Source organism: Nostoc favosum CHAB5714 (assembly GCF_020829495.1).
Taxonomy (GTDB): domain Bacteria; phylum Cyanobacteriota; class Cyanobacteriia; order Cyanobacteriales; family Nostocaceae; genus Nostoc; species Nostoc favosum.
This window is the reverse complement of the sequence record NZ_JAIVFQ010000003.1, coordinates 176655-195123: the sequence shown is the minus strand read 5'-3', so window position 1 is coordinate 195123 and position 18469 is coordinate 176655. Positions and strand designations below refer to the sequence as shown.

The following is an 18469-nucleotide window of genomic DNA, read 5'->3' as shown; positions in this document are numbered from 1 at the left end:
CCAACGAAATTTTAACCCTATCCGGGGTGTTAAGCTGTCGCGCAGAGATTAGCGACAACTATTTCGAGAGGAAATTATGCAAGAGTCTGTGATTTATCAAGATATCCTTCAAAAAGGAAGACAGCAGGAAGCACTAGCACTGATAAAATGCGAACAATTGCAGAAATTAACGAAAAAATCAGCCGCCAACGTGCGGTAGTGTTGACAACTGAAGAATTAAAAGCACGAGTTGTAGAAATCGGTGTTACTAAAGCTGCTAAAGAAGTTGATGTAATTACCACTGGTACATTTGAGCCAATGGAATCAAGTGGTGCAATTATCAATCTCGGACACACTGACCCCCCGATAAAAATTCGCCGATGCTGGTTAGATGGCGTTCCAGCTTACTCTGGGTTTGGGGCAGTAGATTTATATTTGGGTGCGAGTTCTGCTGTGGAGACGACGGACGGGGAAGAAGTCAGAGAACGTGGCGGCGGTCATGTAATCGAAGATTTGATCGCTGGTAAATCTATACATGTAAAAGCGCAAGGGCAAGTAACAGATTGTTATCCCAGAGCAACTTTTGAAACTACAATTACCAGTGAAACGATTAATCAGTTCTATTTATTTAATCCGCGCAATCTTTATCAAAATTTTATTGTTGGTGTAAATGGTGGCGATCGCCCCCTCTTCACCTATCTTGGCCCTTTACAACCGCGTCTGGGGAATGCCGTTTACTCTAACCCCGGTGCTATTTCTCCCTTACTCAACGATCCCGATTTGCAGCTCGTTGGTATAGGTACTCGAATCTTTTTAGGCGGTGGTATTGGCTATGTCGCCTGGGAAGGCACTCAGCACTTCCCTTTACAAAAGCGTTTAGCTAATCGTACACCGATTGGGCCTTCCGCCACTTTAGCTTTAATTGGTGATGCCAAGCAAATGAATGCTCACTGGGTGCGGGGATGTTACTTCAAAAGTTATGGCCCCTCATTGATGTTAGGTGTTGGTGTACCACTCCCTGTATTAAATGAACAAGTAGTTGAACACTGTGCAGTCCAAGATCAAGACTTAGTAGCCCCAATAGTAGATTTTTCCATTCCCCGGCGCGTCCGTCCCACCTTTGGTTTGGTGAGTTACGCCCAACTCAAATCTGGGCGGATCACCATTGAGGGCAAAGCTGTACGCTCTGCCCCCTTAGCGAGTTTGTTTTTTTCTAGGCAAGTCGCCCTAGAGTTGAAAAAGTGGATCGAAGCAGGTACATTTACCCTGACAGAACCAGTTTCCCCAATTCCGATGGAGCGATCTTTTCTACCCCAAGACCGTAGGACGGATTTTTGAGGGGATGGGGGGGATGGGGGGGATGAGGGGGATGAGGGGGATGAGGGGGACAAGATAAATTTTCTTCCTTATCTCCCCTTGCTCCCTCATCTCCCCTTGCTCCCTCATCTCCCCCTGCTCCCTCATCTCCCCCTGCTCCCTCATCTCCCCCTGCTCCCCATACCTTATTCTTGAGTCGGTTTCGGTCGCTTGATGGGCTTAGGAGCGGGTGTTTTAGGTATAGGTTTTGACACCACAGAGGTGTCACCGCCTGCGCCTGTTTTCTTGATAGGACGTGGGGTTTCGCCACTGCGTTTGGGGGGGAATGGTTTTCTACCACCAGCACTACCGCCACCGCCAGCACGAGGCCCACCTTTGAATGGTGGTTTGCGTTTTTTGGGCAAGTCAGCGATCGCCTCAGCTTTTTCTACTATCAAAACGTCAGCTTCTCGCTTGGCTTGGAAGTCCCAGAACTTTCCTACTGCTTTGGTAGTCAGCACACCCCTCAATTTCAATTTAAAATACTTGGGTTTCTCAGTTGGTTTGCGTGCAGCCTGCCTAATTTTGACTACCAAGCTCTTAGCGTCAAAAGATTGGTATACTACCTCACCACGAACAGAAAAACCACCATCTGCAACTTCTGATGAGGGAATTACGGGAATTGTACTTAGTTCATTTTCGGATAAGCCATCATCGGGAATCTGTAATTGCAACTCCAAGTCTGACTCGTCTTCATCTGTTGAGTTTTTTGCCAGATTTTCTGGCTCCCAAACTCCGACGATTTGGATGTGCAAGGTATCATTCTCTTGTCTTGTGCGTGGATATACTACCCACAAGTGTTCTTTTTCTAAGTCTAGATGATTCTTGACTAAGCTCATAATCCGGCCTAGGAGGACGGCATTGAGTTCTACACCATCTGTGGTCAGCAGCGTACCTTGAGTAAATTGTTCGCTGCTAGCATGATAGCGACCCCTAACTAACCCGATCGCTCGATATTGCATCGGCTCACTGGGAGGCGGAATCGGTTGCTGTCGATTTATTAAGTTGCCATTTGAGTCAGTTTCAATGGGGTTGACAGGCGAATTTTCAGGTTTAGAGGACTGGACTGTTACTGTATTAACATTAGGGGATACCCCTATGTCAGTTGGGCCCTGGTTAGAGGCAGAAGAATTGGAAGATTCAGGCAACGGCATCAGGTCGGAATTCATAAAAACTCCTTGCGGCACAGACACATCCCATTGTGGGATTTTACAAAGGCAGCTGAAAAGAGCATTTGTGCGACTGATGAAAGTATATTTGCTTTTCACAAAGTCACACTAGGGTACTCTATACAATACTAAAGGCGCTAAATTGAGTGTATAAACACTAAACGTGTAATTTAGCGCCTTTACACTAGTTTCGGAAGCATATCATAGCTACAATTCTGACGGCTCCTCCTAAAGTCATCACTTACTTTAGCAGTGTAAATAGTTAATTGTTATAAAATTCACAGGCAATTGGCGGTATTCCGCAAAGTTTTGGAAATTTTTAACTTTACGATTTGTGTAAATGATAATGTCATTAAAATTTAGGAGAAAGACAAAACTGTGTCTCAACCGCGCAATCGTTGGATAGTTCAAGTCGTCTTGGCGCTAGCAATTCTTGCTTTTGTGGGTGTTTCGGTGATTCCCATAATTGGAGCATTTAATAATACGCCACCCTCAAACCAGAATACCGCTAGTACCAGAGGCACTTTGACCTCTGCTGACCAAAAATCAAAACTGGAAGACGAAGTACGAGGTTATGAACTGGTTTTGCAAAGGGAACCAGAAAATCAGACTGCGCTTAAGGGCTTATTAGAGGCGCGGCTACAATTACTGAGTCAAAAAGAAAAAAGTGAGGTTAAACCAGCTGATATCCAAGTCGTCATTGAACCTTTAGAAAAGCTAGCCAAGCTGAATCCCGAACAGTCAGAATATTCAGTGCTACTGGCTCAAGCCAAACAGCAAATTGGCGATCGTGAAGGAGCCGCTCAAGCTTATCGCTCGATTTTGGAGACTAAACCAGGCGATTTGAAGGCTTTGCAAGGAATGGTGGCTCTGTTAATAAGTCAGCAACGCCCGGAAGCAGCCATTGGTTTGCTGCAAGAAACCCTCTCTAAGGCAGCCCAAGCAAATACAATTCAGCCTGGAAGTGTAGATACAGTAGCCGTGCAGGTGCTGTTAGGTTCTGTTCACGCTTCCCAGAAACGCTACGCTGAAGCTAGCTCTGTATATGACCAAGCAATTAAGAAAGATCCCAAGGATTTTCGCCCCGTTGTCGCCAAAGCGATGCTCTTGAAACAACAGGGCAAAGACGCAGATGCAAAACTTTTGTTTGATAGCGCCGCAGCTTTAGCACCTGCTCAGTATAAAGATGAAATTAAGAATGCAGCAACGGCCTCCCCCCTCCCTAATCCTGCTGCATCTCCCGCGCCTTCATTGAAAAGTACGCCTAAATAATGGGTATTGGGTATTGGGCATTGGGCATTGGGCATGGGGCATTGGGCATGGCTCAATAATCAGAAGTTCTTATTCTGCCTCCCCTGCTCCCCCTGCTCCCCCTGCTCCCTGCTCCCCTGCTTCATCCCCTCATGCTCCCTCAATGGCAGCAATAACACCAAACACCAAAAACAGGCATCCGCCAATTAAGGTGAGTTGACGCTCAGAAATGCGTCCGGCAATCATTTTGCCGCCGATAACTGCGATCGCAGCACAAATGGCATGTCCTAAAATTGCACCTATTGTCACTCCAATGGGATTATTACCTGCGGCTAGGGCAATGGTGGCAATTTGGGTGCGATCGCCCCACTCTGCCATAAATGTCAACACAAAGGCTTCTATGATAATTGCTAACGAAGTCTTTTGCTTTGGCAACTGCAAATCTGCTTTTTTCACCGCAGCTTCGGCTTCTTCTATAACTTCTGTATCACAAGCAGCAGGAGACATCTTACTAGCGTCATATAACAGCTTGAGACCAAAGGCAATAAACAAAACTATTTCAGCGTAATGAATATAAACTTTTGGTAAAAAAGATACCGCTTGTCCAAATAGCACCGAAAGGATTGTCATCGCGGCTAAAGCAGCTGTCACACCTGTAAATACCAGCCGCCGCGAGTGGTGCATTGCCAAAATCACAGCAATAAAAAATGTTTTATCGCCTAGTTCTGAAACTGTTATTAATAATAAACCTGCGGTAAAAGCTGTTAACACTCTCTCAAGCTCCTGAAGAATCGTTTACCGATGTGAAGCTTGATGAGAACCAAAAGACCTCACCAAGTTTACACTTTTCGGTGTGAACTTAGTGAAGGTCTCGCTTTCAAATATTGATTACTTGCCATCTGAACCAGGCTCATCGCCAGTATGTTGATTCAGATGTACTGGCTTTTATGTTTTTTGCCAGCAGCTACTCCCCTTCTATGGAGGTAAATTATACATTTGTTATAGGTAGAAGTCAAGAGTAGGGAATGGAGAGGTATAACTATACAGAGAATGAAGCGACACATATAGCCTGATTCAGTGCTTACTGAGGTAAAAACTCATCATCTGTGACTTCTGATAGCTGATATGGACACACCAGAGGAAAGGATTCCACTGACAAACCAGTTTCAGCTTTTGCTTGCTTAACCGCTTGTGCATAACACTCCGCAAAGACGCTCTCAAAATAGGATTTGAGACAAGGCGAATCATCTAGAGCTTCTTTGACACGTCTACGATGTTCAATGATGCTTCCTTCCCAGCTACCGCTTCTCTTTTCAGGCTGAAATTGCCATTTGAGCAAATGCACCAGAATTACAATCAGATTACTCTTGAGGCTCCGACGCTCACTCCTTCCCATGTCGGCAATTTCTTCGATGAGGTTTTCCCAGTCCACGTTCGCGTAGTCGTGACTTTGCAATTTTTCCACAGTCGTTTCTATCCATTGCAAGTAATCCGTGTCATATAGCGTTTGGGAATGCGCTTTTAGGAAAGACATGGCAGTTTCCATCGGAAATGGTTAGATAATTTCTCGCATATCTTTACGATTAACATCGGTGCGTTAACAGAGTGTAACGCACCCTACGAACTCTAGGAATTAGGAGGTATTAATTTTGTCAGAGGTGTAGTCTCACGTTCCAGTATGTAAATTTTGCGATGTTCTGTTGATTTAGGACTTACGCACGAGTAACGGAAAACGTAGACGCTGCATCGGCAAGCCCTGCGGCTACCACAGAGGGCGCAGAGAAGCCAGTGCGTTGGGCGGGTTCCCCGACTTGTTCGCGCAGCGTCTCCCCGAATCCCATTCGTGAGAGGCTAGCGCCTGCCGTAGGATGCCCGAAGGGCTGTAGGGAGAAGCAACTGGCGCGTCACGGAGGAATGAGAGTTTGAGAGGGTTTTTGCGTAAGTCCTATGATTCATCAGCATCGAGTGGAACGGTTAATCAAAACCTTCTCCAACGCTGCGTTTTACCTTTGCCATCACTCACCTCACCTTTAGAGGTCATTATCAAGTAAAAATCAAATTATTGCATTCTGTTCGGTCACGCAATTCCAACCAACTTGGCGCTTAGTTCCCACATGCGATCGCCTTTTTGATCATCGCGGGCTTGAGGAGAGACTTTTTGAACAAAGGACTTGCCGTCTTTCTTCTGGCGATTTCCCCAACTCCAATAAGCACCAGATTGATTGTACTCAGGATCGGCAACTACCGCAGCAACCCGTTCTCCCGCCAACTCCTGAGACACATATCCCCCAGTAATGTACTTCTGGAATAAAGGGAAGATTTTCTGAAACAAAGGATAGTGGTTTCTAAATAGCGGCGTTTCTGCAACACATCCCGGATAGAGAGAGCTAAAGGCGATACCGGTTGACTCATGATAGCGCCGATGCAGTTCCCGCATAGTCAGCACGTTGCAAACCTTGCTGTCTTTGTAAGCTTTGACTGGTTCAAATTTCTTGCCGTCAATCATCGAAATTGGCTCTTTAAATCCTTCTGCAAAGCCTTGCAAATCGCCCAAGTCAGGACGCGGCGGAATCTTCCCACCCAGTTCATCTGGATTGTGGGTGACAGTTCCCAAAATTACGAGCTTTGGCTCTGAAGATGACTTCTTTAGATCCTCTAGCATCAGGTTGCACAAAAGGAAATGTCCAAGGTGATTTGTGGTGACAGTTAACTCGTAACCTTCTGGACTGCGTAAAGGCTCCTTTATTAAGGGCATATAAATTGCAGCATTGCACACCAAAGCGTCTAGGGAGTTTCCGCTTGCTCGGAAGTTCTTCACAAATTGTCGAACGCTATCCAGTGAGCCAAGATCGATATGCATGATGGTGTAGCTACCCTGGTGGGGGATTCCTACAGATTGGGCTGCAAGTTGAGCCTTCGCTATATCCCTACACGCCATCACTACGTACCATCCCCTTTCAGCAAGAGCCTTGGCAGCGTACAAACCGACCCCTGAAGAGGCACCTGTGATTATAACCGTTGGCTTGTGATGTTGTTCCATTATGTTCAGCCTCCATTGACTGTCTCTAGGATCTCACACCAGTGAGCCATCATTGTCACCAGCTTTTTCGATGCTGTATTAGGCTGAACTAACCCGCACTCCAAATAATAACTACTTTTGACTTTTTACTCTCATTTTGAGAGAATCTTAAAGTAATTAATTCTTCATTGAAAATATGTGACAAAAAAGTTAGAAACAAATGCATTTAATTGCAATTCGCAACCTTCGCACTGATACCGCTCAGTATCCCGATGTCAAGAAGCAGATTGACAACTGGTATGCAACTGTGAAGAAGACAAAATGGCAGAACTTAGAGGACGTTCGTAAGATTTACAAGGATGCTGAAGCAGTTGGAAACTTCACTGTTTTCAATGTCAAGGGTAATGATTATCGCCTAATTGTCGGTATTGATTATGAAGACCAGGTAGTTTACTACAAATACTTTCTTACACATACTGAATATAATAAAGGCAAATGGAAAAATGACTTTTACTTTTGACGAAACTGCTTATCGCAATCTGGTAGCTGAAGTTGCTCCCAAAGTGATTGAGACGGAAGACGAATATGAACGTGTGTTGACAGTAGTAGAGCGTCTAACCTTTGCGAAAAATCGCACTCCAGAGCAGCGAGTTCTACATAAATTGCTGGTGAAACTGATTGAAGTATATGAAACACAGAACTACCCGATGGATTTATCTGTGCCTCATGAGATACTTCAACACATCATGGAAGCAAGTGGAACCCGTCAAGCTGACTTGGTAGGCGTTATTGGATCGAGTGGTGTGGTGTCTGAGGTTGTTAATGGTAAGCGTTCGATTAGCAAGGCACAAGCCAAAATGCTTGGTGATTACTTTAAGGTTTCACCTAGCCTATTTATCTAAGCCTCAATTTAAATTATGAGCGAGAGGCAATCACTGAGTTCGATTTCCCATCTATGATTGCAATCTCATCCTTCAAACCAGCTTAAATATAAAGCGTTTTCAACTTTTGGCCGTAGCCTAGCTATCTAGCTTTGCTCCAGGAAAATCAGAAAAAGCTTTATCAAAATATTTTGCTAACTGAATATCTCGATCAGAGATTTGATGATCAATATCCCAACTTGTTAGATACACTCTAACTGTTCGCCAAACATTTTCCCATCGAGGATGGTGGAGTGCAATATCACACCCAGGCGCAACCTGATTCATGAATTCGATGGCATGGCGGAAAGTTTGGAAGTTGTACTGGCGAAAAATTTCAATACGCACTTTAGTTGGATCTTCAGGGAGCGGACTAACTACTTTTTTCCACTTAGATAAGTTACTACTGAGTGCAATCTGAAGTTTATCCTCACTAATTGGCTCTGGTTTTTCTGGATCAGGAGTGGGGTAGATTCCCCAAAGATTCTTGCTTGTAAGGGAACGTTCACTCTTTTTATTTTGATCAGTAACTAATCTTAATTGCTCAAGAACAAGCTTGATGTCATGATCCCAATATGCATCCCGAATATCTACTGCCTGCCTTCGAGTTAAGGCACTAATTGATGTAGGCAACTTATTAGACGGAGGCATTTTGGCACCTCTAACCAACAACGGTAGTAATTTTTTATCTTCACGAAGTGCAAACTCAATCTCCTGACGAACCCAATCATCTTCTTGATCTATACGACGCAACCCAAATTCATCACTAATCCGAATCCATTCAGTACCTATGACTACTATGACAATTTGAGCCTTTTGCAAAGCCTCTTCCAACTCTTTTGACCATTGTGTTCCAGGTTCAATGGAAGACGTATCCATAAATACGGTATTTCTTCCCAGTTCTCGAAGAATAGTACTGTGCAAACGTCCAGCTTCGGCAGCACTATCTGCTCTTCGGTAACTGACAAAAATTGGTGCATTAAGCATAAGTAATAGAAACTTACTGTTCTTGTCGATGGCTGGTTAACTTAAAGGCGATCAGCTAATTAGCATTGAACTTGCATAGGATGGTGGGTGTCTTGTCCGCACCACAAAACTTTCATTTCAATAAAATTTCTGAAACTATGATACCCATTAAATTCAAAATAATTACCATATCTTATTAAAGACTGACGCAAAGAGAATATCAGCCTTTGCGTCTTCGTACTTTAATAATGGTTAAAAGAAATTGTGTTTTAACCCCCAACACTCAATAACTAATACTTCCTCTCTTTTGGCTCAAACATAGTAATCGCCACCGGTCGATATTGAATGTCAATTCCTGCTGGTGAATAGTAAGCCATTGTGTGTTTCAGAAAGTTGGTATCATCCCGCTCGGAAGAATCCTCGCGGAAATGAGCGCCACGGCTTTCCTGGCGATTCAGGGCTGATGCCAAAATAGTCTGTCCCACTACCATCAAACTTCGCAATTCTAAGGCTTCCACAAGTTCCGTATTCCAGCAACTACCTTTGTCATCTAAATAAATTTGTGGATATCGCTGTTGTATTTCTTCTAGTTTGTGTAATCCTTCACTCATTAATGCCTCAGTGCGGAAAACGCCGCAGTAATCAGTCATACAATCCTGGAAGGCTTGACGAACTTGGTTAATGCGGTACTGTCCTGGTTGTTCTAGCAAAGCTTGAATTTGTTGCTGGGCTTCTTTTTGATAGCGTTGTTCATCCACAGAGGGCAACTTACGTTTTTGCACAAATTGCGCGATCGCAGCCCCAGTTCTCTTGCCATAAACGACACATTCCAGTAGAGAATTACTCCCCAAACGATTAGCACCATGTACGGAAACACAAGATGTTTCGCCAGCAGCAAAGAAGGCATCAACTAAACCATCACCACTACTGCGGACTTGCCCATCGGTGTTAACTGGGATACCACCCATACAATAGTGAATTGTCGGGCGGACTGGCATAGGTTGAGTTACCGCATCAACGCCTACCAAACGGTGTGCTTCTTCCCAACAGAATGGGACGCGACTCATAATTTTTTCTTTGCCCATGTGGCGTAGATCCAAATAGACAAAGGGGCCACCAGCACGACCATCAAGATGAATACCACGTCCGGCGCGAATTTCGTAAGCGATCGCTCGTGAGGTAATATCACGAGGAGCCAGTTCCATGCGACTGGGTGCATAGTTCGCCATAAAGCGATCGCCTTCACTATTAATCAGATACGCCCCTTCACCCCGCACCGCTTCTGAAATCAACACCCCTACCGGATATAAACCAGTGGGATGAAATTGGACAAATTCCATATCTTCTAGGGGCAAACCTGCGATCGCAGTCATTGCCAAACCATCACCCGAAGAAGCGTAATCATTAGACGTGGTGTTATAAACGCGACCATAGCCCCCTGTTGCAAACATCACCGCCTTAGCCCGCACCACCTCAATATGTCCATCCAAAAGATGGAACATTACCACACCCTTCGCCTCGTTTTCTTCCAAAATGAGACGCATCACATACCATTCTTCATAAACTTGCACCCCATAACGCCGCAAGTTATTAACCAATTCGTGCAAAATCGCGTGACCTGTCTTGTCAGCAGCGTAGCAAGTGCGGTTATGTGAATGTCCGCCAAAAGCCCGTTGGGCAATGCGCCCATCGGGTAAGCGAGAAAACAAAACGCCCATGTGTTCCAAGTCAATTACCACATCTGGCGCTTCTTGGGCGAGAATTGCCACAGCATCTTGGTCTGCCAAGTAATCAGAACCCTTGACAGTATCAAAAGCATGTGCTTCCCAAGTATCTTTTGAATCAACATTTTTCAGCGATGCAGCCATACCACCTTGAGCCGCCACCGAGTGAGAACGAATCGGGTGGGTTTTGGCAACCACAGCAATATTTAAATTAGGGTCAGTGCGGGCAATTTCTACAGCAGCACGACATCCTGCCAATCCACCCCCGACAATAATCACATCATGTTCCAGCATAATTAGCCCCTGATTGCAAACCCCTGCTGTTCTATTGTAGAGAGGTGATTAATTAGGTAGTGCGTTGCATCTCTACAAAAAAAATCCCTGCCTATAGACAGGGATGTTATTACAAATTTTGAGAAAAGTTAAAAATGAAGAGTTAGGTCTTCACTTATAACTCCTGTACAGACGCGATTAATCGCGTCTCTACTCCTAATTCCTGTACAGACGCGATTAATCGCGTCTCTACTCCTAACTCCTAACGTCTTCAGCTAGTCGCTTGTACAGGTTGTTGCTGAGACACATTACCTGGTATGGGTTCCATTTTGGTTTCAGGCCCTACAGGAGTGACTTCAATATGATTTAACAAGGTAGTGACAAACGCAAACAACAAGAAAGGTAGCGATAGCAGAACTACAAGACCAGCTGTTGCTAAAGCGTACACGGGCCGCTTGGCACCCATAAGCGCCAAGGCTGATGCCAAACTTAGGGTAATTGTAATCAACCAAACAATTATTTGACCGTAGATGTCACCGAAAGTCAGGGTACAGACAAACCGATACTTTTGAATATTATTTCCGCTCATCACATTTGCCTCAAGTCTCTCCTAATAGGTTCTACGTTAGAACTATGTTTGCCTTGTAGACAATTTCTAAATATTTTTGCAAGCTTCGTAATATAACTTCATAATCAACTTTTTTTGTTACAAAGCGCAATTTCTAGTGCAGCATGACGGAAATACACCAACCATACGCTACGGGAAGCCCTTCTTTTGTAGTCGCTACTTGGAATTCTTTTCTTCTTTTGTACTACGGAGTTAGCACAAAAACTAAGAGAGCTAGGTGTTGATATAGGCTAAGTTTTTTGTTAAAAGTTTTCGCAATCCTAATGACCTCCTTAATAAATAGACTCTTTGCCTAAAGCAAAAATAATTTTTGTCATCTGCCAAATTCTAGATATTTAGGATATGGTATTTAATTTTTTGATAGTAAATATTAAAGAAGTCGGAAGTCGAAAGTCGGAAGTCGGAAGTACAGTTTTGTAATAGGGATTTAGACCCCACCACAAAACTTGCGGCTTGTTAGTTGTCGGGGACAAAAAAGCGCGGAATTTGGTTAACTAGATAAATCCAGTAAAGTCAGAATGGAAAAACCAATTTTTTGATGTTAAATTTTGAGTATTGCCCGAATTTGTTGACTTTAATCAACAAAACCCTTTATTTTTCGTGGCAATATTGTTTTAGGAGTGAACGTGAATACTATTTTTTTTCGTAAAGGTGTTTTTTGGTTACCAAGTATAGCTGCTCTTACAGTCCTGAGTAGCGGCTTATCTGCAAGTGCCCAGACAGTTGACAAGGTGAGCAGTCAAGCATTAACCGACCCTTCCGCAACCGTAGCGTCTCCCAACGAGTTTAGTACAGAACTAGACACTGTAAGCCAAAATCTCTCTACAGAAACAATTGAAACATTTACAGCAACAAATTTAGCTAAGGTACAGCAGCCCCCAAACGCTGCGATACAGGAAAACGCTAGTGTAACGCCTACACCCATTCCAGGCACAGTGGCAACCTCATCTGCAACACTTACCTCTGAGTTTGTAGAACCAACTTCTCAAACTACTGTTCAACCATCTGCTACCAAAGTGGCGCAATCAGATATTGATTTAGGTACAACTACCCGTGGTGGCAGCAGCTATATTGGTGTCGCTGCTAACATTGGTTTGAGTGGTGGGGACTCATCTTTGGGTGACGGTAACTTCGCGGTAGTCAGCAAAATTGGACTGACAAATGCTATATCGGTGCGACCCTCAGCTGTATTTGGGGACAACACCACAGTTCTACTTCCTATCACCTACGATTTTACCTTTCAGTCAGCAGATGCTTTTAGCGAACCGTTAGCGATCGCACCTTACGTTGGAGTGGGTGCAGCTTACAAAACTGGTGATGATTCGCAATTAGCCTTTTTAGTATCTGGTGGCATTGATGTGCCTCTAACTCCTCAATTTACTGCAACGGCTGCTGTGAATGCCGGATTTTTCGATGAAACTGATATAGGCTTGTTGTTAGGAGTTGGTTACAACTTTACTGGCTTTTAAGAGTTAGGAGTTATGAATTAGAAGTTAAGAGTTAGTAATGTTTCACTCATAACTCTTAACTCCTAACTCCTAACTTTTTACTTGGGGGTAACTTTGTCAATTACCTTGATTTTGCCATCGTCTCCTACTGTCCAAACATCGTAAACACCGACGACATCGCCGTTAGCATCAACATCTACGTTGCCACTGGCTCCTTGATAGTTAATCTTTTTACCATCTTTAAGTAACTTCAATCCCTCGCAGACATCGGTAACTTCTGTACCAGGCCCATCAGCCACTTCACGGATTTTGCTGGCTATACCAACACCTGTATTTTCTTTAGCAGCTTGTGCAGCCAACGTAAGTAAAGCAGCCGCATCCCAAGCTTGAGGAGCGTATTCTCCTGGCGCACCGCCCTTTTTATCCTTCCACAGCTTGTTGAAAGCTTCTAGTGCTTTACCATCGGAACCGGGTACTGTACCGATCGCTCCAGTTAAAATAAATTTATCACCATCTTTGCCAACTTGTTCTGGAAAAGTAGGTGATTTTACTCCATCTGTCAGTAAAATTTGCACTCCCTTCGTCACACCTTGCTGATAGGCGGCTTTCAGGAACAGACTACCAGTCTCTGCATACAGCACAGCTAGGACTGCATCTGGTTTACCAGCAAAAGCAGCAGCCGCTTCTGTATCAAATGTCTGGGCTTTCGGGTCGTAGCGAACAGGCTTATCTTTATTAACTATAGTTCCACCCAATTTTTCAAAAGTTTGCACAAATGCTTTTTCAAAGCCAACGCCATAGTCGTTATTAATCACGACTGTAGAAACTCGCTTGAAACCTTTTTTTCTGGCAAGTTGAGCTAAAGCTAGTGCTTGATAAGTATCGGGGGGAGCAGTACGCGCCCAAAAGCCTTTATAGTCGTTTTTTTGCGCTTTTTCAGTAAAGACAGGACTAGTACTACCAGGAGAAACCAGCATAACTTTATTCGGTGTAGCAATGGAGACTGCTGCACTAGAAACGCTACTGGCAAAGGAACCAACTACACCTGCCACTTTATCTAAAGTTGCTAGTTTGGTCATACCGGCAGCACCGGCTCTGGGGTCGGTTTGGTCGTCTACTTGCACCAAGTTTACTGGTTCGCCATTCACTCCACCGCAGGCGTTGACCGTATCGACGAGTAAAGGGACAGAACCTAGCATCTGCTGTCCGACAGAAGCTAAGTCACCTGTTGTCGGTAGCAGGGAACCAATTTTTAGCGCTTTATCACTGCTTGTAGTAGTTGAGTTTGCTGCTGGGGTAGCGGTACTTCCGGTATTAGCTGTGCCATTGGGGATACTATTATCACTACAAGCCCCAACTAGGAACCCAATTGCTAGGGTAGCTATACTGAAGGTTAAAGCGGCGGTAATTTTTCTCATAAGTAATTTTTACTCCTCAGATACTTAGGAGCCTAAAAATTAAGATTCAAACTAGGTTTCTAAGTTAGCTGGATCTTACGAAGACTCCAAAGGATAAATCATATCATCCATCTTTGGGAGTAGAAGTGTTTACCCCTACATTGGTATTATTCTTTTACACAGAATATATTCTGTGTATCAAAAGTTTGAAAACGGAGAGGGAGGGATTCGAACCCTCGGTACGGAGTTGCCTGCCGTACAACAGATTAGCAATCTGCCGCTTTCGACCACTCAGCCACCTCTCCATGACTCACGAATATCAATGTTACCAGACTTGCTCTTAAGAGTCAATAGTCATTTTTCATTAGTCATTGGTCATTAGTCATTAGTCATTAGTTATTTATAAAATACTAAGGACTAAGGACTAGGGACAAATGACTAATTTTTTAAAGGACTTGCGATCGCATCCAAGCCAGGGGCAAAGTGCGTAACTTTTTCCACTGGGGAACGTAAGCCCGTTGACTGAACACATCATAATCGTTGCGTTCAATCACCTCCAAAATCTGACCGTACAGCATTGATGCTGCCCACACAGGCCAACGGGCATCAGATGCTAAATAAGTAATTCCCTGGTCGGATGTGCTATAGAATTGGCGGGCCCGGTCAATTTGAAAGCGCATCAGCGCCCGCCAACGATCATCTACCACACCTTTGAAGAAGTCTTGTTCGCTATAGTTGAATTTTGCCAAGTCCTCAAGGGGAATGTAGATTCGCCCCCGTTTGGCATCTTCTCCCACATCCCGCAGGATGTTGGTGAGTTGATTGGCAATTCCCAGAGCGATCGCTTCTTCTGTGGGAACATAAGGTTGTTTGTTCTGCTGCCACGGAGCTGTGTATATGGTGCTATCCACACCCATAACTGCTGTTGACATTAAGCCAACAGTACCAGCAACGCGGTAACAGTAGAGGTATAAGTCCTCAAAGGTTTCATAACGGCTGCGATATAAATCCATGCGCTGACCAGCAATCATATCCCGAAAGGGCTGAATGTCCATCGGAAAGCGCTGGAGGGTATCAACTAAAGCGACATCGTAATTTTCTAATGGGTGTCCCGCAAAAATCGATTCCAGCTGCTGTTCCCATAGGTCTAGGGTTTCTGGCGTGGTAATAGCAGATGCGGGCCCATCTACCAATTCATCTGTACGGCGACACCAAGCGTAAATTGACCAAATAGATTGACGTTTTACCGGACTCATGAGCAAAGTACCCAGGTAAAAAGTCTTGGCATACTTTGCTGTGAGATGCCGACAAAGTTTGTAGGACTCGTCTACAGAGACCAGCGTTTTCATGCGCGGGGGGGAATCAGGCAGTTGCAGCATTCGTTGCGGGCGGTCGGGTGAGCGTTTGCAGGTTTGAGGAATTTGCTACCGGGAGAGCCTCAGAAATTGCCTGCGCTGTCAGCTTACCAGAAAGTACGGCACCTTCCATACTGCCTAAGTAGCGTTGCATGGTATAACTTCCGGCGAGATAGAAGTTGGCAATGGGCGTAACTTGTGCGGGGCGGTACTGTTGACGACCAGGGGTCGCTTTGTAAACTGAACGCGGCGTTTTCACCACATGAGATTTCAGCAATGTTGCTGGATTGTCTCCCCCAAAGTGGTCGGGGAAAAGTTTTTCCAACTCAGCAATCGTTGCAGCCACAATCTCCTCATCAGATTTGGCAATCCAATCTTTTGCCGGAGCTAGAACTAATTCCAGCATTGAGCGATTGGGGTTGGCGTATTCACGGCAGGTATTGCTCATATCAGCATAAACGCTTAGGAGAGGCGATCGCGAAAAAAGCAAGTGATCAATTTCTGTAAGTTTCCGGTCAAACCACAGATGCAGGTTAATCACTGGTACTCCTTCCAAACCTTCTAGCTTTTGAAAAAACTCCATAAGCTTCCAAGGTTTAGGCAACATCACCTTTAAAGGGTCAACCGACATGGCAGATACATACGAATCTGCTGTGATAACTTCATCTTCTGCCCCATTTAAGCCTCGAATCAAGTATCCTTTTACCGTGCCATCGGCGTTGAGCAAAATTTCTTTCAATGGGGCATTCAACCGCACTTCTCCACCGCGTTCTGTGATGTCATCTACGATCGGGCTGCATAGACGTTCTGTGGGAGAACCATCCAAAAATGCAATCTTGGAGCCATACCGCTCTTGCAGAAAGCGATTCAGTGCAGTTAACAGGATGGTTGCCGAAACTTCATCAGGATTGATAAAGGTGAGCGCTTTACATGCGGCGATAAAAACGTCACTAGTTACCCGCTCGTCAACACCTTGCCTTTTCAACCACTCTAAGAAGCTGTACTTGTCCATGTCTTCAACATACTTCTGGCCCCGAACCACTGCAGGAAGTAGGCCAACTGCAAATCGAATCTTCTGCTCCCAAGTCAACATGTCTTTGTTGCGAAGAATCGACGCAATCACGTTGAAAGGAGATGGAATATCTGGAACATCAAAACGCGAGAGTGTCCCAGGCTTGTCCGGTTGATTGAAAATTAACGTATGCTCTTTCCACTGGAGTCTGTCTTCAATGCCCAACTCCTTAAGCAATTGGAGCATATTAGGATATGCCCCAAAGAAGGCGTGTAACCCGGTTTCGTACCAGTCGCCGTCAGAGTCTTTCCACGCCGCAACAAGACCACCCAATACGTCCCGGCTTTCCAAGACAATGGGAGTGTGACCTGCGTCCGTGAGATATTTCGCGCAGGAAAGTCCTGCTAGACCAGCACCCGCGATCGCTACTCGCATTTAACCCTAATGCCCTTCAATATTTCTTAATGGTTTTGTCGATTCTCATTATACGTTGCAAACCGTAACATTTGGCAGTTATTGTGCGATCGCTTCCCCAAAAAACTTTTGCCAAAGAGAATTTTACCTACGCGCACCTACCCAACAAAATTGCCAACACCATTGTTGCTAATAGGTTTTGGGAAGCATTTCATCTAAATTTACATTCAGGAAATTTAGGCAAACATAAAGTAATTCCTTTAACTAAAAATAGTTAATCTCAAACGTGGTCTTAAACTAGTTGATTTCTTTTGGAATCCGTCTATCTGCTCTAAGAAAATATCTCGGACAGTGGTGAAAGACTACCAGTTTATTTCCAGGATATTTTTGTTCTGCAAACACTTAATTAGTGTAAAAATAAAGACCAAATATATTGCATCTAAGTATTTTTACTATGGTAACTGGGTTACAATTGTGGAAACTGAAGAGTAAACTCATTACTATATAAGTTACCTAAATACATTTCAGTAAGGAAGATGCTCGGAAATCGTGCTGCATTCCATAGTCAGTTCGGGCAAATTCTATTTGTAATATTAAACGGTCTTTATGAGTAGGAGTAATTCCTTTATGAAAACAAAGCGGATCTTCCACAAATCCAAAACCAGTGTTGCCACAAATCTTTACTAAAGATTCAGAACCATAATAATCGATGATTTCTTCATCTGTCTCCCGTTTACGTAGCCAAAGATGTGACAGCTTCTTCTTATTGTGACTACCACGAACACAGACATGAGGGCCGCTTTGATCATCTACATCAGTCAAATAAAAGAAAAACTTTAGAAACCGATAATCGTCTATATCGTAATGAAACAATTGAGCAGCTTGGCTTTTTTCATAATACGTTGTTTTTCCTGAAAAACTCCACCACATCATATTCCCTTGATGTACTGCTTGGGCATTTAAATATCTAGCAGCTATTTCCAATAACTTTGGATCATTTTGAAGTTTTTTTATAGCAGGGCAAAGCAAAGACGTATTAAAATAACTACCGATAATAAAATGTTTTCCTGAATTGATTTGAGCTTGTTCTTTTTGATGATAGAAGAAACCCATATTTGTTTTTCGATTGCCATAACAAACTGTTGAATGAGCAAATTCGACTATTTCTTTAACAATCTCTTGGGGTAAATTAATTCCCAAATATAATCCTTCAGTTTTGAGGGTGTTAACAACGTCGTCTACATTCACATCTGTAAAACAACTATTGCTCTCAATAACAACTGATGAACATAATTTTTTTGAGGGTTTTAACAAAAATATCATTATAGTTCGCCCAGTTTTAAATCGGGCAATTTTACGCATTAAAAGCCATCTCGGGTTTTTAGTCAATCCTTTATAATTTTCATAACAAATATTATAAAAATTGGAAAAAATTCTATCTAGATAGTTGTTGAATAAACTTATAGACATAAGTCTCCTGAGATTCAGATAGTAGGATGCATTCACAGAGTGATTCCAAAGGAGTACCGCAAAAATCCTTTTGCGGAAACACTAATCT

General features: G+C 43.8%; 17 protein-coding genes and 1 tRNA gene. 5 read left to right on the top strand and 13 right to left on the bottom strand.

Annotation, left to right across the window (positions count from 1 at the left end):
• The first annotated feature begins 147 nt into the window (after positions 1-147).
• Positions 148-1317 carry a homocysteine biosynthesis protein gene (locus LC586_RS03965; protein WP_229483159.1) on the top strand — a complete coding sequence of 390 codons (1170 nt, stop codon included), beginning with the start codon at positions 148-150 and terminating at the stop codon, positions 1315-1317.
• Between the two features lie 164 nt (positions 1318-1481).
• Here the strand turns inward: LC586_RS03965 and patR are convergent, their stop codons facing one another.
• Positions 1482-2504: a heterocyst master regulator PatR gene (patR, locus tag LC586_RS03960; protein WP_229483157.1), complete on the bottom strand. Its 1023-nt coding sequence runs from the start codon at positions 2502-2504 to the stop codon at positions 1482-1484.
• 378 nt (positions 2505-2882) lie between these two features.
• Here patR and LC586_RS03955 point away from each other — a divergent pair, with 378 nt between their 5' ends.
• On the top strand, positions 2883-3776 hold the full coding sequence (locus LC586_RS03955) for a tetratricopeptide repeat protein (RefSeq protein ID WP_229483156.1): 894 nt from the start codon (positions 2883-2885) through the stop codon (positions 3774-3776).
• Positions 3777-3905: 129 nt separating this feature from the next.
• Here the strand turns inward: LC586_RS03955 and LC586_RS03950 are convergent, their stop codons facing one another.
• From LC586_RS03950 to LC586_RS03940, 4 genes are all read right to left on the bottom strand, one after another.
• The gene (locus LC586_RS03950; protein ID WP_229483154.1) at positions 3906-4526 is read right to left on the bottom strand and encodes a TMEM165/GDT1 family protein; all 621 of its coding nucleotides are present in this window, start codon (positions 4524-4526) and stop codon (positions 3906-3908) included.
• 310 nt (positions 4527-4836) lie between these two features.
• Entirely contained in the window at positions 4837-5301 is a 465-nt protein-coding gene (locus LC586_RS03945; RefSeq protein WP_229483153.1) for a DUF29 domain-containing protein, read from the bottom strand.
• Between the two features lie 166 nt (positions 5302-5467).
• The gene (locus tag LC586_RS40505) at positions 5468-5596 is read right to left on the bottom strand and encodes a hypothetical protein (protein ID WP_267921642.1); all 129 of its coding nucleotides are present in this window, start codon (positions 5594-5596) and stop codon (positions 5468-5470) included.
• A 236-nt stretch (positions 5597-5832) separates the two neighbouring features.
• Positions 5833-6795: a protochlorophyllide reductase gene (locus LC586_RS03940; RefSeq protein WP_229483151.1), complete on the bottom strand. Its 963-nt coding sequence runs from the start codon at positions 6793-6795 to the stop codon at positions 5833-5835.
• A 199-nt stretch (positions 6796-6994) separates the two neighbouring features.
• Between LC586_RS03940 and LC586_RS03935 the strand changes: the two genes are divergently transcribed.
• Together LC586_RS03935 and LC586_RS03930 are read left to right on the top strand one after the other, a co-directional pair.
• Positions 6995-7294: a type II toxin-antitoxin system HigB family toxin gene (locus LC586_RS03935; protein WP_229483149.1), complete on the top strand. Its 300-nt coding sequence runs from the start codon at positions 6995-6997 to the stop codon at positions 7292-7294.
• Positions 7278-7676 (top strand): helix-turn-helix domain-containing protein, encoded by a 399-nt coding sequence (locus LC586_RS03930; RefSeq protein WP_229483147.1) that lies wholly within the window; start codon positions 7278-7280, stop codon positions 7674-7676. Before LC586_RS03935 ends, LC586_RS03930 begins: the two co-directional genes overlap by 17 nt.
• 117 nt (positions 7677-7793) lie before the next feature.
• Here LC586_RS03930 and LC586_RS03925 read toward each other — a convergent pair whose 3' ends face one another.
• From LC586_RS03925 to LC586_RS03915, 3 genes are all read right to left on the bottom strand, one after another.
• A complete protein-coding gene (locus tag LC586_RS03925; protein ID WP_229483145.1) occupies positions 7794-8681 on the bottom strand; it encodes a 4a-hydroxytetrahydrobiopterin dehydratase in 888 nt (295 codons plus the stop codon).
• A 269-nt stretch (positions 8682-8950) separates the two neighbouring features.
• Positions 8951-10678: a succinate dehydrogenase/fumarate reductase flavoprotein subunit gene (locus LC586_RS03920; protein ID WP_229483143.1), complete on the bottom strand. Its 1728-nt coding sequence runs from the start codon at positions 10676-10678 to the stop codon at positions 8951-8953.
• Between the two features lie 250 nt (positions 10679-10928).
• Positions 10929-11246, bottom strand: coding sequence for a hypothetical protein (locus LC586_RS03915; protein ID WP_229483141.1), 318 nt, complete (start codon positions 11244-11246; stop codon positions 10929-10931).
• A 665-nt stretch (positions 11247-11911) separates the two neighbouring features.
• Between LC586_RS03915 and LC586_RS03910 the strand changes: the two genes are divergently transcribed.
• Entirely contained in the window at positions 11912-12754 is an 843-nt protein-coding gene (locus LC586_RS03910; RefSeq protein WP_229483139.1) for a hypothetical protein, read from the top strand.
• Positions 12755-12831: 77 nt separating this feature from the next.
• On the opposite strand, the gene LC586_RS03905 is transcribed toward LC586_RS03910, so the two are convergent.
• The 5 genes from LC586_RS03905 to LC586_RS03885 form a co-directional block, all read right to left on the bottom strand.
• Positions 12832-14151 (bottom strand): ABC transporter substrate-binding protein, encoded by a 1320-nt coding sequence (locus LC586_RS03905; protein ID WP_229483137.1) that lies wholly within the window; start codon positions 14149-14151, stop codon positions 12832-12834.
• 192 nt (positions 14152-14343) lie between these two features.
• A tRNA-Ser gene (locus tag LC586_RS03900) sits at positions 14344-14435 on the bottom strand.
• 141 nt (positions 14436-14576) lie between these two features.
• A complete protein-coding gene (gene crtB, locus LC586_RS03895) occupies positions 14577-15509 on the bottom strand; it encodes a 15-cis-phytoene synthase CrtB (protein ID WP_229483135.1) in 933 nt (310 codons plus the stop codon).
• On the bottom strand, positions 15493-16932 hold the full coding sequence (gene pds / locus LC586_RS03890) for a 15-cis-phytoene desaturase (protein WP_229483134.1): 1440 nt from the start codon (positions 16930-16932) through the stop codon (positions 15493-15495). Before pds ends, crtB begins: the two co-directional genes overlap by 17 nt.
• Before the next feature lie 492 nt (positions 16933-17424).
• Entirely contained in the window at positions 17425-18381 is a 957-nt protein-coding gene (locus tag LC586_RS03885; protein WP_229483133.1) for a phytanoyl-CoA dioxygenase family protein, read from the bottom strand.
• Between the last annotated feature and the right edge of the window lie 88 nt (positions 18382-18469).

Excerpts from the sequence above, each read along its gene's own strand:
- LC586_RS03925 (WP_229483145.1), bottom strand. The coding sequence starts at position 8,681 with ATGCTTAATGCACCAATTTTTGTCAGTTACCGAAGAGCAGATAGTGCT.
- LC586_RS03915 (WP_229483141.1), bottom strand. The coding sequence starts at position 11,246 with ATGAGCGGAAATAATATTCAAAAGTATCGGTTTGTCTGTACCCTGACT.
- LC586_RS03945 (WP_229483153.1), bottom strand. The coding sequence starts at position 5,301 with ATGGAAACTGCCATGTCTTTCCTAAAAGCGCATTCCCAAACGCTATAT.
- pds (WP_229483134.1), bottom strand. The coding sequence starts at position 16,932 with ATGCGAGTAGCGATCGCGGGTGCTGGTCTAGCAGGACTTTCCTGCGCG.
- LC586_RS03905 (WP_229483137.1), bottom strand. The coding sequence starts at position 14,151 with ATGAGAAAAATTACCGCCGCTTTAACCTTCAGTATAGCTACCCTAGCA.
- LC586_RS03965 (WP_229483159.1), top strand. The coding sequence starts at position 148 with ATGCGAACAATTGCAGAAATTAACGAAAAAATCAGCCGCCAACGTGCG.
- LC586_RS03940 (WP_229483151.1), bottom strand. The coding sequence starts at position 6,795 with ATGGAACAACATCACAAGCCAACGGTTATAATCACAGGTGCCTCTTCA.
- crtB (WP_229483135.1), bottom strand. The coding sequence starts at position 15,509 with ATGCTGCAACTGCCTGATTCCCCCCCGCGCATGAAAACGCTGGTCTCT.
- LC586_RS03885 (WP_229483133.1), bottom strand. The coding sequence starts at position 18,381 with ATGTCTATAAGTTTATTCAACAACTATCTAGATAGAATTTTTTCCAAT.
- LC586_RS03930 (WP_229483147.1), top strand. The coding sequence starts at position 7,278 with ATGACTTTTACTTTTGACGAAACTGCTTATCGCAATCTGGTAGCTGAA.
- patR (WP_229483157.1), bottom strand. The coding sequence starts at position 2,504 with ATGAATTCCGACCTGATGCCGTTGCCTGAATCTTCCAATTCTTCTGCC.
- LC586_RS40505 (WP_267921642.1), bottom strand. The coding sequence starts at position 5,596 with ATGGGATTCGGGGAGACGCTGCGCGAACAAGTCGGGGAACCCGCCCAA.
- LC586_RS03920 (WP_229483143.1), bottom strand. The coding sequence starts at position 10,678 with ATGCTGGAACATGATGTGATTATTGTCGGGGGTGGATTGGCAGGATGT.
- LC586_RS03935 (WP_229483149.1), top strand. The coding sequence starts at position 6,995 with ATGCATTTAATTGCAATTCGCAACCTTCGCACTGATACCGCTCAGTAT.